We start from the raw sequence: 15,275 nt of genomic DNA, 5'->3' as shown, positions 1-15,275 counted from the left end.
AGAAAATTTTGTTTTTACAAGAACGTTATCGTTTACTAAAATCAATTGGTAAAGGGGGATTCTGTAAAACCTTTCTCGCTGTAGATGAGGGTCAGTTTCCGCCAATTCCTTGCGTTGTTCAAGAAATATCGCAGGAATACGAGACATTTAAAGATTTTCAGCAAAAGGCCCAACAGCTAGAGGAATTCGGAAAGCATCCGCAAATTCCCGCTTTATTGGCTTATTTTCAGCACAACGGGCATTTTTATTTAGTGCAGGAGTTTATCGCAGGCACTAATTTGGCTCAGGTGGTTGAAGAAGAAGGTGCTTTTAATGAAACTCAGATTTGGCAACTGTTAGAAGATGTGTTGCCAGTTTTGCAGTTTATTAGCGATGGCAACATCATCTACCGCGATATAAAACCCCAAAATATCATCCGTAGATCCCCAATTACTAAAAAGGGGAATTTCGTTATAGTCGATTTTAGCACTGCGAAACTCGTCACAGAAATTGATCGGCTAACATCTGAAACCAGTATTGGCAGTCCAGAATATTCTGCACCAGAACAAACAAAGGGAAAAGCAGTTTTTGCTAGTGACTTATATAGCTTGGGTGTAACTTGTATTTACTTACTTACCCAGATTCCTCCCTTTGATTTATTTGATATTGCTAACGATTGTTGGGTTTGGCAACAATATCTTACTACCAAAGTAAGCAATCGTCTGGCGCAAATTATCGACAAGCTGCTGCAAAATTCTGTTAACCGCCGCTTTCAATTAGCTAATGAAGTTATGCAAGCAATGGGTATGGAATGTAAAACTCAAAATTTGAAATTACCAAACCCTCCTTGGCGATGCTTGCATACCTTAACTGGTCATTCTGGGACATTGAGTAGTGTAAATGCCCTTGCCATAAGTCCTGACGACTATACCTTAGCCAGTGCTAGTGATGATAAAATCGTCAAATTGTGGGATTTAAATACTCAAAAAATCCTAGCTAGCTTATTAGGACATTCCCAAGCGGTAAAATCAGTCGCCTTCAGTCCTGATGGTCAAATTTTGGCAACTGCTAGCGATGATAAAACTATCAAATTGTGGCAGGTTGATACATTAAAAGAAATCTGCACTTTATTGGGACATTCACACGCCGTAAAATCAGTTGCTTTCAGTCCAGATGGGCAGATTCTCGCTAGTGGTAGCTGGGATAAGACAATCAAACTCTGGGATGTCAATACTGGCACAGAAATTTGCACCATAACTGGACACCAATTACAGGTAAATTCAGTAGCATTTAGTCCCCAAGGACAGCTTTTAGCTAGCGCAAGTTATGACAGAACAATTCGCCTGTGGCAGATAGAAGGTTCCCAGAGAGAAATTCAAAACCGCCCATGCTATAGCTTGTTAAGCACCCTTTCGGGTCATGCATGGGCGGTTTTGACAGTCGCTTTTAGTCCTGATGGTCAAATTTTGGCGACGGGTAGTGATGATAACACTATTAAATTGTGGGAGGTAAACACAGGTCAGCTAATTTGCACACTTGTAGGCCATTCTTGGTCTGTGGTGGCTGTGGCTTTTACTGCCGATGGCGAAAAACTCCTAAGTGCAAGTTGCGACAAAACAGTTAAACTTTGGAGGGTAAGCACAGCAGAAGAGATTGTTACTCTCTCTGGTCATGTAGACTCAGTATCTGCTGTAGCTGTGAGCAAAGTTAGACAATTAATTGCAAGTGGCAGCAGAGACAAGACTATCAAACTGTGGCAGCTTGTAGAACAGCGCGTAGGCGTAGCCCGTCGTAGACATCGCTAATATTGTAATATCAGGCGCTACCTGTGAAGGCAACTTCTGGAAATTTCAACTGAGCTTCTGCCATTGGACGGTTTCTACCTTCCTCTTGCCAGTAGTTAATCACTTCTGTTGCTTTATTAAGCAACTCAACACGATCCAGGTCAGTAATCCAATGTTTGGATTCTAATTCCTTTTTTAATTCTTCCCAGGCATCATTTCTGGGCCAAAAAAAGTACTTAGTCAAAGGACTGGTGCCTTTGCCTACAACTTGATCCACTGCGAGAGCAACGTTTTCGTCTAACCACAGAATTTTCAAAATAAACTTGGTCAATCACACCTCCGGGAATTTCCGGGCATTACTTAACTAGGATAGCGATCGCTTATTTTAACGCAATACCCTATCAAATGACCAAACAGTCATTGGATTGGGCTAGCATAAAGTGTAAGTCGGCGCTAACAAAGATGCTTATGACTACCCAACTGCCCCAATCTCAAACAAAATCTGATTCAGATTTGTATGAGCAAGACTTTTACCTGTGGATTCAAACCACAGCAGAACTGCTCAAGCAAGGTCGGCTCACAGAACTGGATTTAGAGAATTTGATTGAAGAAATTGAAACAATGGGTAGGAGTGAAAAGCGGGCATTGGAGAGCAATCTGGAAGTGTTGCTGATGCATCTGCTGAAATACCAAATTCAAACTGAAAGGCGCTCAAAAAGTTGGCAGTACACAATTTTGGAACACCGCAGGCGAGTCCAAAAGGCACTCAAGGAAAGTCCGAGTTTGAAACCTTACTTTGATCAAGTTTTCGATGAAAGCTATGAAACTGCTAGACGACTGGCTGTCATTGAAACTGGATTAGCGATCGCTATCTTCCCAGAAAAATCTCTCTTTACGCCAGAGCAAGCCCTCGACCCCGATTTTTTACCTGAGTCATGATCTCACGTTTTATGATGGGGTAAAACTCTTTTGCTTCCTATCCCATGACTCAACAAATTTCTGCAAAAGCGATCGTTATTTTCGATATTGATGGCGTTGTGCGCGATGTTAGCGGTTCTTATCGCCGTGCGATCGCAGATACGGTAGAATATTTTACCACCCAAGCATATCGTCCAACCCCACTAGATATTGACCAGCTGAAGTCTGAAGGCGTGTGGAATAACGATTGGGAAGCATCGCAGGAATTAATTTACCGCTACTTTGAAACCCAAAAACAGAGCCGTGAGCAACTGCAACTAGATTACAGTGCGATCGTTGCTTTTTTTCAATCGCGTTACCGCGGCCCAGACTCAAATAATTTTACTGGGTATATCTGTAATGAACCATTATTATTACAACCTAGCTATTTAGAAGAACTTACCCAAGCCGGTATTGCTTGGGGATTTTTCAGTGGTGCAACTCGTGCTTCCGCTAACTATGTATTAGAAAAACGCCTGGGTTTGCAATCTCCGGTGTTGATTGCGATGGAAGATGCACCAGGTAAACCTGACCCCACTGGGCTTTTCGCTACAGTTCGTGAGTTAGAAAATGGAATTGAGCAAAAATTAGCTGTAGTGTATGTGGGAGATACGGTAGCAGATATGTATACCGTCGAGAAAGCGCGGCGTTTAGATTCTTCTCGCCCTTGGATTGGTGTAGGGGTTTTACCGCCCCACGTCCAGGAAACAGCAACGCGTAGTGATGCATACAGTAAGACACTAATAGCAGCAGGAGCAGCTGTAGTTTTTCGTAATGTGCAAGAATTAACCCCTAGGCAGATTCAAGAATTGGTGAGTTCATCTATTTAATCTGTGTTCTAAGATTAATCCAGCTATGCGTGGATGAATGACTAGCTGATAACGATCTTGCTCCAATTTATTGGGAGATAAATAAAAATGTCTGCACATAAACTGCCTAACGGCCCTCAAACTCACCCTTGGGTACAGACGTATCAATGGCTGACTAACCCATTGAAATACATGGAAGACTGTGCTAAAAGCTATGGTGATATGTTCACTCTCCGAATTGGCCCAGTTTTTACTCCTCAAGTCTTCATTAGCAATCCTCAAGCGATTCAGCAGATTTTTACCACAGATCCAAAACAGTTAGATTCTGGTACACCGGCAGGTTCAGGTTCGCCTTTATTGGGGCCAAATTCTTTACTATCCTTAGAAGGAAAACCTCACCAACGCCAGCGTAAACTGCTGACACCTCCTCTACATGGGGAAAGAATGCAGGCTTATGGTGATTTAATCTGTGAAATCACCCAGCAAGTAACTAGTGAGTGGCCAGTCGGAGAAACCTTTACAGTCTTGTCATCTATGCAAGAAATCTCCTTTCAGGTGATTTTGAAGGCTGTATTTGGTCTAAAGGACGGACTTCGTTATGAAAAACTCAAAGAAATCCTGATTGCGATCCTGAATCCAAAAAGACCTATTGTACGGGCAATACTGCTCATGTTCCCATTATTACGACAGGATTTAGGGCCTCGTAGTCCTTGGGGAAGTTATCTACGTTTGCGGCAGGAAATGGATGATCTGATCTATGCTGAAATTCAAGAGAGGCGATCGCTTGCTGATGAGTCTCGAAGTGATATTCTGTCTTTAATGATGGCGGCTCGTGATGAAGCAGGTGAGCCGATGACAGATTTGGAATTACGTGATGAGTTGATGACTTTGTTGGTTGCAGGCCATGAAACTACAGCCAGTTCTTTGGCATGGGCGCTGTACTGGATTCATCATCAGCCTGAAGTCTGGGAAAAACTGATGCAAGAACTGGATACTCTGGGTGAGAACAAAGACCCAAACGCCATTTTCCGATTACCTTATTTGAATGCAGTTTGTTCGGAAACAATGCGCCTGTATCCAGTGGCGATGTTGGGATTAAATCGATTGGTTAAATCACCTCTAGAAATTGCAGGCTACAAATTTGACCCTGGTACTATATTGGTTCCTTGTATTTATTTGAACCATCATCGAGAGGATTTATACCCCAATTCCAAGCAGTTTCAGCCAGATCGTTTTCTAGAACGCCAATTTACTCCATCTGAATATTTGCCCTTTGGTGGTGGTAATCGTCGCTGTATTGGGATGGCATTTGCCCTATTTGAGATGAAACTGGTATTGGCAACTGTACTATCTAGCTGGCAAATAAAACTAGCTGATACAAAGCCAGTACTGCCGGTTCGGAAAAGCTTCTTGTTAGCACCAGGCGGTGGTGTACCAATGGTGGTAACTGGAAAGCGTCAGCAAAATCAGCCAGTTCTTGAGACTAACTTAGTGTAAAAAGTCTCAGAATCAGGTGGGAGCGATTGCTCCGCTTCCCCTTTTATTTACCTGTTAAATTACTGAATTTTCAAAAACTTATCCAAAGCTGTCACGAGGCTGGGAGGCCAACGCCGGATATTTTTTACCCAGTCGATATCTTTGTAGCGGCTATCAAGTCCATAAGCTGCTACCCAGTTACTTTCGGCTTCACCTTGTTCTCCATTTACCCAATATGCAGCTGTGAGGGCGGCACGCACATCAGCAAATTTGGAGTATTTACGAGCGATATTTCGCATCTCGCGGATTGCTTGCTCTTTTTGACCAGTTTCATAAAGAGCGAGGGCGTAGTTAGCACGGGCGAAGGCAAAATTTGGGGCTATCTCATTAGATTTTTTGTAGTCTGCGATCGCATCTTCCCATTTTCCTAAACCTGTTTTGGCATTTCCCCGATTGTTATACGCCATCGCATCGTTAGGATCGAGTTCTAGGACATGATTATAATCTGCGATCGCATCGTCCCATTTTCCCATCCCTTCTAACGCCGCCCCCCGATTTAAATATGGATCGGTGACATTTGGTGCTAATTCTATGGCTTTGTTATAATCTGCGAGCGCCTCTTGTAACTTGTTCTGGCTCACCCGCGAATTTCCCCGGTTACTCCACGCCCCCGCATTCGTGGGAAATTGCTCAATAATCTTTGTCCAGTAAGTTTCAGCCGTCGCAAAATCACCTTGATTCGTTGCTGCAAAGGCTTGATTTGCCCACTCATCGCCTTGTTTTAACTGTTCTTGAGTAATGGGCGGTTGAGATTGTGCCATAACTGGTGTACCCCAGCCAAACACGAGTAACAGACTGAGAAAAATACCAATCAACTTAATCATCTAGGTTTACCTAATTTGTTCTTTGTCATTTGTCATTTGTCATTGAGCAGAGGAATGGAGTTCAAAGGCTCATTAAAGGAGTTCAAAGACTCATTTACGAGTATCAATGCCCAATCCCCGTAATTACAATAATGACAACTGTTCATTAGGCGGCGTGAATCCCAAATGCTTATATGCTGCCTTAGTCGCCATCCTTCCACGATGAGTCCGAGTTAAATACCCAATTTGCATGAGGTAAGGTTCGTACACCTCTTCAATTGTTTGGGTATCTTCACCTGTGGCTGCTGCCATTGTTTCTAAACCTACTGGCCCACCGTTAAATTGTTCAATTATCACACTTAGCATCTGGCGATCTGTCCAATCTAAACCGCAAGGATCTACTTGGAATAGTTGCAATGCTTCAGATGCGATGATTTCATTAATCTCCCCAGATATTTTTACTTCCGCATAATCACGTACCCGTTTTAGTAGCCTATTTGCAATCCGTGGCGTTCCGCGTGAACGACGGGCAATTTCTGTAGCACCATCTTGTGTAATAGGGGTTTTGAGTAATTGAGCGGTTCGCAGTACAATTTGAGTCAGTTCGTCAACTTCGTAAAATCGGAGTTTTTGAATTAAGCCGAAGCGATCGCGCAGTGGTGAAGTTAAAGCACCCACACGGGTTGTAGCACCCACTAAGGTAAACTTTGATAGCGGCAAACTTCTAATCCGAGCGCTGGAACCCTTACCAATGGTAATATCTAAGCGATAATCTTCCATTGCTGGATACAGAATTTCTTCCGTCATCCGCGAGAGGCGATGAATTTCATCCACAAATAAGATATCCCCTGGCTTCATGTTCACCAGTAGCCCAACAATATCTCGTGGACGTTCTAGGGCTGGCGCACTGGTAATTTTGTAATTTACCCCCATTTCCGATGCTAAAATCATTGCCATTGTGGTTTTGCCCAATCCTGGCGGTCCATACAGCAGTAAGTGATCCAGCACCTCACCACGAGACTTGGCTGCTTTGATGGCAATATCTAGCACATCCTTTAAATCTTTTTGTCCAATGTAATCGGCAAATCGGTGCGGCCGAATACCTTCTTCCTGTTGTTCTTGTTCATCAATAGCAGCTTCAGGCTTCAAAATATTTTCTGTGGATGGTGCTTTCGCCGACTCCCGACGCTGCTTTGGTTCTCCGTTGGGTTCTGGAGGCTGTTTTTTCGAGGAGATTATCGCCATAATTCAGCTATCAACTTTTAAGGGGACTAGAAAGTGGGGAGGCAGGGGAGCAGGGGAGTAAGGGAGCAGGGGAGTAAGGGAGCAGAGAGCAAGGGAAAATAGTTTTCCCCTCTGCCCCTCGCACCCCGCCCCTCTGCCTCTTTTCAATTCCCAATGCCCCATACCCAATACGTGAAAATTTTCGTTTGGAAATACCCGCGCCAATTTAAAATTTAAATTCCGGTCAATTACCCAGAAGTACAAAAGTTATTATGTTATCTAAAAGAATCTTACCGTGCTTAGATGTGAAGGCGGGACGGGTTGTAAAAGGAGTTAACTTTGTCAATCTCCAAGATGCAGGCGATCCGGTAGAGTTGGCCAAGGTTTACAACGAAGCCGGTGCTGATGAGTTAGTATTTCTGGATATTACAGCTACTCATGAAGACCGAGCTACTATTTTAGATGTGGTCTACCGGACTGCCGAACAGGTCTTTATTCCATTAACTGTGGGTGGTGGCATTCAATCCTTAGAAAATGTTAAAGCTTTGTTACGAGCCGGCGCAGATAAGGTTAGTATTAATTCTGCGGCGGTACGTGATCCCGACTTGATTAATCGGGCAAGCGATCGCTTTGGTAATCAGTGCATAGTTGTTGCAATTGATGCTAGACGCAGAAATAACCCGGAAAATCCAGGTTGGGATGTGTATGTACGGGGTGGCAGGGAAAATACAGGCTTAGATGCTCTATTGTGGGCACAGGAAGTTGAGAAACGCGGTGCTGGAGAACTTCTAGTAACAAGTATGGATGCGGATGGAACCCAAGCCGGATATGACATCGAGATTACACGGGCTATTGCAAACGCTGTAGAAATTCCAGTCATTGCTTCTGGTGGTGCAGGTAATTGTGAACATATTTACACAGCTTTAACTGAAGGCAAAGCGGAAGCAGCACTATTGGCATCGCTATTACATTACGGGCAATTAAGCGTAGCAGAAATCAAAAATTATTTACGCGATCGCAATGTGCCAGTAAGAACATTATCTTGACCCACAAATCACCTGTTAATGACATCTATCTGAGGTTAGACACACTTCTTAAAAAGGGTGTTAATATTATTTTACAAGTATTAACAAATATTAAAAAATATGTTGCTTCCTATTTTACTTTTTGATGTAGCTTTGGTAGCGTGGTCGCTGCACTTAATGGAAAAAGCCTACGAGAGTAAAGAATTTTCCCTCATGTTGGCTGGTACATTGGTTGCCCTGGCTGCTGCTGCCATGTTAGTAGTTTACTTTTTGATGGGGCACTGTATGACCTACTTGTTGCAAGTGTCGTTGTGAGTGTCTAGTGGTAGAGGAGATATTTAAAATTTAGTTTTCATAAAAAGCTTGACAAAGTGCTAAAATTAAGTGATTATGTATAATGGATTTTAAGGGGTTATAGCGCAGTTGGTAGCGCACCTCAATGGCATTGAGGGGGTCAGCGGTTCGAATCCGCTTAGCTCCATTCTTAAGTCCCTAATCTTCTTAGTAAATTGAGAGGGTTAGGGAAATTTTTTATGAGTTTTATTTGCTGTCTACCTAGCCAGTCTCGAAAGTTGGAATGATAGAGACTGTAATGGATTTCTAAGGCGATTCGTTTTTGCTGTAAAAACTCTAGCCAATTTTCTCACACTTCCTCAACTTCATATTCATCAGTAAGCTAACGCGCCTACATATTGCAATATTTTCCGTGTAGACCGTCATTAGTCATTAGTCATTGTTTGCCAAGGACAAAGGACAACCTCACCAGTTGATGTGCAATCTTATTTGCATAACAGCTTATCAATGATTTGTGCAATACCTCGGCTATTTCAAGTTCTAAACTCGACACTTGGCTTTCAGACCCTCAACTACGGCAATATTAACCTTGCAACCATATCAACAAATAGATGCTTGCACACTAAAGATAGCCATCTATGGTATAGAAATGTATAGAATCTTGTAAAGATATAAAATATAGTTGTTAAATGCACACATTTCTAGCTTCTTCCTCAATGCAGCTGTCTGTACCACCAAATCACTTTCAGTCAATGAAGATTGTCGCACTGGGGGACAGCTTAATTTATGGATTCGGCGACCCGGAAAAAGGAGGCTGGATCGAGCAACTACGGCGATGGTGGATGTTGCCGGACAGTGCCGGTCATGTTCTTTATAATTTAGGGGTAAGAGGCGATCGCACGCAACAAGTAGCCCAAAGGTTAGAAGTAGAATTTCGCCACCGGGGTGAATTGCGAAATCGTGTCCCCGACTTGATTATTTTATCTGTAGGTGTGAATGACTCAGCGCGGTTAGCACGTCCCGATGGTCGCAGTTATACAGATTTTACATTGTTTGAAAAAGAAATTGCTTCTCTGCTAGATTTAGCACAGCAACTCTGTCCTGTGTTATTTGTGGGCATGGTGCCAGTAGATGAAGCCAAGATGCCATTTTTAGATTGTTTTTACTATAATCATATCGATCAGTACCGCTACAAAGAAGCAACTCGACTTGCTTGTACCAAACGGCAGATTCCCTATTTAGATATTTTTGAGCAATGGATGGAACGCGGTGAAAATTGGCGGCTCAAACGTTTAAGTGAAGATGGTCTTCATCCCAATACACTTGGTTATCAAGCTTTGTTAGAAGATGTGATAAATTGGGATGCGATACATTCAGTAGGCTTTGCCAATGCAGCTTACCATTCTCAATTTAATTATCATCTTAAACAATCCTAATTAATATAGATATGTTGGTGCTTTGAAATTAGCCAAGATTGTCATATTTGCCATCTTCGCAAAAAGCACCACAATCTTCCTAATTTTTTAATGAAGCGAGTCAAAATCTATCTATAAAAACCCTAATTTCTCTATATTATTCATTACTCCTAACTCATTACTCCTAACTCATTACTCCTAACTCAGCACTCCTATGACACCAACTTTATTTGGTCGTTGGCAAACTCGATTATTATTACTTGCAACTGTGGGTGTACTTGTATCTTTGCCTTTTGCAATGGGTTGGATTGGCCCTGGTGCTAACTCAGTTTATTTTTGGATACTTCTTTATGTAGCCATATTTGGCTTAGGTTGGGATGTGCTTTATAACTATCTCCAAAAATCCCGATGGGATAGGGATTGGCCCGCAGCTTATCAACTTTTAGCTGGTATATGGGAATTAGTATTTGTGTTCTGTGGAGTAAAACTATTTGGCTTTTTACCAATACCTTTACCAAAAGAAGAATTACCGTTAACAGTTTTTCTGCTGCACTATAGCATCGTGTGGCTAGCAGTTTTTATTAGTTCACAAAGCCTAATGCGAATTATTTTCCTTCGTTGGCGTTTTCGGGGTGGTGAGTGGTTGTAAATTGCATAGGGTCTTGTAGAGAAGGAATAAGAGTTTTAGAGAGTTATTGCATAAATGTTATTGTTATGCAAATACATCGGTTTGTAAAAATTAACTAATACAGCGTTTTTCAGGTAAATGAAGTACACAGATAGGGGCACAGCAGTACTGTGCCCTTAAAATCATCTGTACCTTATAAAGTTGCAATCTGCTGTATGTGGCGGTTTCAGTTTGGATGCAATATGTTGTATTGATACAAAGTTGTATCCGTTTTTACGAACAATAGGGCAGTTGCTATCAAATTAAAAGCAGCTATCTTAATATTTCTAAAATTAGCACTTGTGCTGATGTAGTCATCTATGAGAAAAACAGGACAAGCTTTGGAGTCTGAAAATATTTTTCAATGCAGAGACGCATATTAAGGAAGTGCAATGTCAAATTTTGATCTGGTTATTCAGCTATTTTTGCAACTTACAGTTATTCTAGTCACTTGTCGCATCGTCACGATTTTAGGACGGCGCTATCTTGGTCAAACCGATGTTGTTTGCGAAATGATTGCAGGTGTAATGCTAGGGCCATCACTCTTGGGATTGATTGCACCGGATTTTCAGCAATGGCTTTTTCCTAAGCTTCCCATCATCACTGCTGTAGGACTCAAGATACCCAATCCATCGATGTCGATTTTATATGCTATCAGCCAGATTGGGTTGGTAATTTATATGTTTTTGATTGGTTTAGAGTTCAACACTAAACTCTTAAAACATCATATCAAAAGTGCAAGTCTGCTATCTGCGGCTGGAATTATCACTCCTTTTATTTTAGGAGCGATCGCATCTTTTTGGTTTTATCATAATGGCGATTTCTTTCAACCAAAGGTAATGCCTTGGTCAGCCGCTTTGTATCTGGGTGCGTCGATGACAATTACAGCATTTCCCATGTTAGCTCGCATTCTTTACGAACGCGGTCTTGCACAAACCCGCTTCGGTACTTTGGCTTTAGGTGCAGCATCGGTAGATGATGCAGTTGCTTGGTGTTTGCTAGCGATCGTCCTTGCTAGCGTGAAAAATTCTCTGAACATTGCCATATTAGCAATTGGTGGTGGCATTTGCTACGTGCTATTTGCAATTTTTCTTGGTCAACCTCTACTGAGAGCGTTCACACGGATGACAAAACGCGATGCAGGTGTGAACAGACAAACTCTGACTTTGATGTTGATAATTTTGATGTTTTGTGCATGGTTTACCGATATTACAGGCATCTATGCAATATTCGGTGCTTTCGTGCTGGGAGCAGTAACACCACGCGGAGAATTTGCCCAACAAATTCGCCAATATACTGAGTTTTTAACTACTTCTTTTTTGCTACCGATATTTTTTGTCTTCTCTGGACTGAACACTCAAATTGGATTGGTAAACACGCCTACTTTGTGGGGAATTACGCTGTTAATTATTGCGATCGCAATTCTTGGTAAAGGTGTTGCTTGTATGTTGGCTGCAAGGTTAGCCGGGGAAAATTGGCGTGAATCTGCAACTATTGGCGCTCTTATGAATGCTCGTGGTTTGATGGAGTTAATCATCCTTAATATTGGTCTTGAGCAAGGTATAATTACCCCGACTTTATTCACTATAATGGTTATTATGGCAGTCATTACTACACTCATGGCATCACCACTAATTGCCTTTTTATTGCATGGTACAAGCTATGATAAGTCTTCTGCATAAGCAAAGACAAATATAAAATTAAGTACCAATTAACTGATATTAATTACATAGGAGTTGGGTAAAATTATCCGCTTAGACTCTAAGCTATAACGGCTAATTTGTTTGTGCCCGCTTTTAATGAATACTACGAAACCAATCTCAATTATCTATTTGTTTGTATCGGCAATTCGGCAGTTATTCTAAATTTATCTCCTAAAATCATCAAAATTCATTTTTCAACTATTCAAGTGCATCCTCTCAGTAATTGACATTACAACTAAGGGCAAATTAATCTTGGTTGTATCTAATCAACTTGCATTTTCAGACCCTTTAAAGATTCATCTTAGAGAAACCAGATAGTTAATTGTGAGGAAACCATGCACATAGTTATTCTCGTTCTGGTTGAAGTACTGATTATTATTGGACTTTCACGGTTAGTAGGGCTAGCATTCCGTTCTATTAAGCAACCTTTGGTAATTGGTGAGATTGTTGCCGGGATTATGCTCGGCCCATCTTTATTTGGTTTAGTTGCCCCCCATTTAGCAGTTACCTTGTTTCCACCAGAAACTATTCCTTTTTTAAATGTTTTGTCTCAGGTGGGACTAATATTTTTCATGTTTCTGATTGGGCTAGAACTAAATCCAAAATATCTTAGTGGGCAATTAGAAGTAGCTGTTTTAACTTCTCATGTCAGCATTTTAGTGCCGTTTTCCTTGGGAACATTGCTAGCTGCGATTCTTTATCCCCTAGTTTCTAATGCAAGTGTATCCTTCACTGCCTTTGCCTTGTTTTTGGGGGCGGCAATGTCGATTACTGCCTTTCCAGTGTTAGCGCGAATCATTACTGAAAACAATTTACAAGGAACGCGTTTAGGAACCTTGGCGTTAACTTGTGCAGCCGTAGACGATGTAACAGCTTGGTGTCTCTTGGCAGTAGCGATCGCAGTTGCTCGAACTGGTGACTTTGCTGGTGCGATACCCACAATTATCGCCAGCATAGTTTACATCGGCTTGATGTTGACGGCGGGACGTTGGTTCCTGCAACGCCTTGCCAGACACTATCTTCGTGCGGGACGACTCAGCCAATTGCTGCTAGCTGGGATTTATATGGCTGTGGTTGCGTCGGCATTAATTACCGAACTAATTGGTATTCACTTAATTTTTGGGGCATTTTTACTGGGAGCAGCAATGCCCAAAAATGAAGATTTAGTCCGGGAATTGGCAATAAAAACCGAAGATTTTGTTTTGATATTCTTGCTGCCGATATTTTTTGCCTACAGTGGCTTAAAGACACAGATTGGTTTGCTCAACCGTCCAGAATTGTGGCTTTTGTGTGCGTTAGTTTTAGGAGTTGCGATCGCAGGCAAATATGTTGGCACTTATGTCGCAGCGCGTGTCAGTGGCATTAGTAAACGGGAAGCCTCGGCACTTGGTTGGTTAATGAATACTCGCGGCTTAACCGAACTGATAGTACTAAACATTGGTCTAGAGTTAGGGGTAATTTCCCCTTTAATATTTACCATGCTGGTAATTATGGCATTGGTAACTACATTCATGACCTCGCCATTGCTGGAATGGACATATCCGAAGAAGCTGATCCGGTTAGATATGGTGGAACCGGAGTTGGAAGCAGAAACAGGTATAGATACCTCTGCTGAAGGTGAAACTTACCCTCATCCTTTCCGAATTTTGGTGCCAGTGGCTAATCCAAGTACCCAAAAAGGTTTAGTACAGTTGGCAGTAGCCTTGGCACAGCCCGCCGTCGGTGTCGCTCTCAGTTACCGATATCCTGCCATTGTTAACCCCCTTAGCCTGATTGAATTTCAAGAAGATTATGCCTTTGAAAGTACCCCAGTTGAAGCAGACCGATTAATCGCCCAGCGCCGCCAGCAACTAGAAGAATTAATTAATACTCTCGAACCGTCAGAAACTCGTTCTTGTGTGCATCCTATCGTTCGCATCTCCAGCAACGTTGCTCGCGAAACAGCACAGATTGCCACATTAGAACAAGTTGATCTAATTCTTGTAGGCTGGCATCGGCCAGCTTTTAGTAGTAATCGTTTAGGTGGACGAGTCGGACAAATACTTACCACCGCCCCAGTAGATGTAGCAGTATTTGTAGACAAAGGTAAAGAGCGATTAGAGAGTTTACTTGTACCTTATTCTGCAAATATTCATGATGATTTAGCACTAATACTAGCTTTAAGACTGCTAATCAATCGTGAGACTTGTATGTTGCAAATATTACAGATAGCAGCAAATCACACTAGAGAAGAATTGACTTACGAACTGCACACGATGATGGAGCAGTTGCCCACCAGTGTACGCGATCGCATTCAAATTAAAATTGTCGAAGCCCCAGAACCAATCCAAGCTGTAATTCAAGCCTCAGAAGGTGTTGACTTAACTATTGCGGGCACCAGCCGCACTTGGGGTATCGAACGCCAAACCTTGGGAAGATATACAGATCAACTAGCTATCCAATGTCGTTCTTCCCTGTTGATTACCCGCCGCTACAGTCAAGTTACCGCTCACCTTGCCTCTATGCTGCCTGAAGTTAGTAGTCAAGAGCCAACATTGAGGAATTGAATTTATGAATCACTTCAAGTTCAAATCTTTGGCTTTTTACGGTGTAGCCATAAGTTCAGTACTACTGTTGTTTAAAACTGTAAGCGTTTACGGGGAAAACAATCTTAAGGCTCCTCCACCAGTGAACGGTAGGTATCGTCTAACCCTGTCAGAGAATTTGCCGAACTGTGAAAAATCGGATACTCTAACGTTAAACATTCAGCAGTCGGGTATTTACTTAAATGCCTCTGTATTACCGGCAAACGCTAACGCCGATACTGACGAAAAGCACTCTCTGGCAGGCATATTCAGAAATCAACAGTTAAATTTATCTGGAAAAGTTGGTAGATCAATCCTTTGTAATATTCCTCGCCCTCAAAACGATCCTCTGAATTCAGTGACAATTCAAATGCAACTTGTGGATAAAGGTAATATGACAGGTCAATTAAGCGTAAATGGCATTCCACAAACCCTAAAATTTACTGCTGTGCCCGAAAAAGCTAATTGAATTTGGGGGTGGGTAGAGACGCGATTAATCGCGTCTAGGGATTTAA

Annotated in this window: 14 protein-coding genes and 1 tRNA gene; 12 read left to right on the top strand and 3 right to left on the bottom strand. The window is 42.1% G+C overall.

All coding sequences use genetic code 11. The features are described from left to right. Positions 1 to 8: 8 nt before the first annotated feature. Complete coding sequence (locus ACFFRD_RS31115) at positions 9 to 1,784, top strand: protein kinase (protein WP_392479607.1); 1,776 nt, start codon at positions 9 to 11, stop codon at positions 1,782 to 1,784. 10 nt (positions 1,785 to 1,794) lie between these two features. Here the strand turns inward: ACFFRD_RS31115 and ACFFRD_RS31110 are convergent, their stop codons facing one another. Further along, positions 1,795 to 2,094, bottom strand: coding sequence for a 30S ribosomal protein PSRP-3 (locus ACFFRD_RS31110; protein ID WP_094333099.1), 300 nt, complete (start codon positions 2,092 to 2,094; stop codon positions 1,795 to 1,797). A gap of 137 nt (positions 2,095 to 2,231) precedes the next feature. On the opposite strand from ACFFRD_RS31110, the gene ACFFRD_RS31105 reads away from it, so the two are divergent. From ACFFRD_RS31105 to ACFFRD_RS31095, 3 genes are all read left to right on the top strand, one after another. Beyond that, a complete protein-coding gene (locus tag ACFFRD_RS31105) occupies positions 2,232 to 2,702 on the top strand; it encodes a DUF29 domain-containing protein (RefSeq protein ID WP_392479604.1) in 471 nt (156 codons plus the stop codon). Between the two features lie 44 nt (positions 2,703 to 2,746). Beyond that, positions 2,747 to 3,550, top strand: a complete 804-nt coding sequence (locus ACFFRD_RS31100) for a TIGR01548 family HAD-type hydrolase (RefSeq protein ID WP_392479602.1) — start codon at positions 2,747 to 2,749, stop codon at positions 3,548 to 3,550. Positions 3,551 to 3,637: 87 nt separating this feature from the next. Then, positions 3,638 to 5,026 (top strand): cytochrome P450, encoded by a 1,389-nt coding sequence (locus ACFFRD_RS31095; protein ID WP_392479601.1) that lies wholly within the window; start codon positions 3,638 to 3,640, stop codon positions 5,024 to 5,026. Positions 5,027 to 5,085: 59 nt separating this feature from the next. Here ACFFRD_RS31095 and ACFFRD_RS31090 read toward each other — a convergent pair whose 3' ends face one another. Beyond that, positions 5,086 to 5,889 carry a tetratricopeptide repeat protein gene (locus tag ACFFRD_RS31090; protein WP_323202553.1) on the bottom strand — a complete coding sequence of 268 codons (804 nt, stop codon included), beginning with the start codon at positions 5,887 to 5,889 and terminating at the stop codon, positions 5,086 to 5,088. A 123-nt stretch (positions 5,890 to 6,012) separates the two neighbouring features. After that, positions 6,013 to 7,113, bottom strand: a complete 1,101-nt coding sequence (ruvB, locus tag ACFFRD_RS31085; protein ID WP_179074378.1) for a Holliday junction branch migration DNA helicase RuvB — start codon at positions 7,111 to 7,113, stop codon at positions 6,013 to 6,015. A gap of 251 nt (positions 7,114 to 7,364) precedes the next feature. Here ruvB and hisF point away from each other — a divergent pair, with 251 nt between their 5' ends. The 8 genes from hisF (at position 7,365) to ACFFRD_RS31045 (ending at position 15,229) form a co-directional block, all read left to right on the top strand. Continuing rightward, the gene (gene hisF, locus ACFFRD_RS31080; RefSeq protein WP_114081963.1) at positions 7,365 to 8,138 is read left to right on the top strand and encodes an imidazole glycerol phosphate synthase subunit HisF; all 774 of its coding nucleotides are present in this window, start codon (positions 7,365 to 7,367) and stop codon (positions 8,136 to 8,138) included. 99 nt (positions 8,139 to 8,237) lie between these two features. Beyond that, entirely contained in the window at positions 8,238 to 8,432 is a 195-nt protein-coding gene (locus ACFFRD_RS31075) for a hypothetical protein (protein ID WP_012410736.1), read from the top strand. A gap of 93 nt (positions 8,433 to 8,525) precedes the next feature. Next, positions 8,526 to 8,598, top strand: a tRNA-Ala gene (locus tag ACFFRD_RS31070). Between the two features lie 502 nt (positions 8,599 to 9,100). Then, on the top strand, positions 9,101 to 9,847 hold the full coding sequence (locus ACFFRD_RS31065; protein WP_181852841.1) for a GDSL-type esterase/lipase family protein: 747 nt from the start codon (positions 9,101 to 9,103) through the stop codon (positions 9,845 to 9,847). A gap of 193 nt (positions 9,848 to 10,040) precedes the next feature. Further along, on the top strand, positions 10,041 to 10,475 hold the full coding sequence (locus tag ACFFRD_RS31060; protein ID WP_114081974.1) for a hypothetical protein: 435 nt from the start codon (positions 10,041 to 10,043) through the stop codon (positions 10,473 to 10,475). Between the two features lie 410 nt (positions 10,476 to 10,885). Beyond that, complete coding sequence (locus ACFFRD_RS31055) at positions 10,886 to 12,175, top strand: cation:proton antiporter (protein ID WP_392479597.1); 1,290 nt, start codon at positions 10,886 to 10,888, stop codon at positions 12,173 to 12,175. 356 nt (positions 12,176 to 12,531) lie between these two features. Beyond that, entirely contained in the window at positions 12,532 to 14,742 is a 2,211-nt protein-coding gene (locus tag ACFFRD_RS31050) for a cation:proton antiporter (RefSeq protein ID WP_392479595.1), read from the top strand. 4 nt (positions 14,743 to 14,746) lie between these two features. Continuing rightward, positions 14,747 to 15,229, top strand: a complete 483-nt coding sequence (locus ACFFRD_RS31045; protein WP_392479593.1) for a hypothetical protein — start codon at positions 14,747 to 14,749, stop codon at positions 15,227 to 15,229. Positions 15,230 to 15,275 lie beyond the last annotated feature (46 nt).

The sequence above is a fragment of the Nostoc sp. C110 genome (assembly GCF_043099725.1).
Lineage (GTDB): Bacteria > Cyanobacteriota > Cyanobacteriia > Cyanobacteriales > Nostocaceae > Nostoc > Nostoc muscorum_A.
The sequence above is the reverse complement of the archived record's forward strand: the minus strand, read 5'-3'. Positions and strand labels throughout refer to the sequence as shown.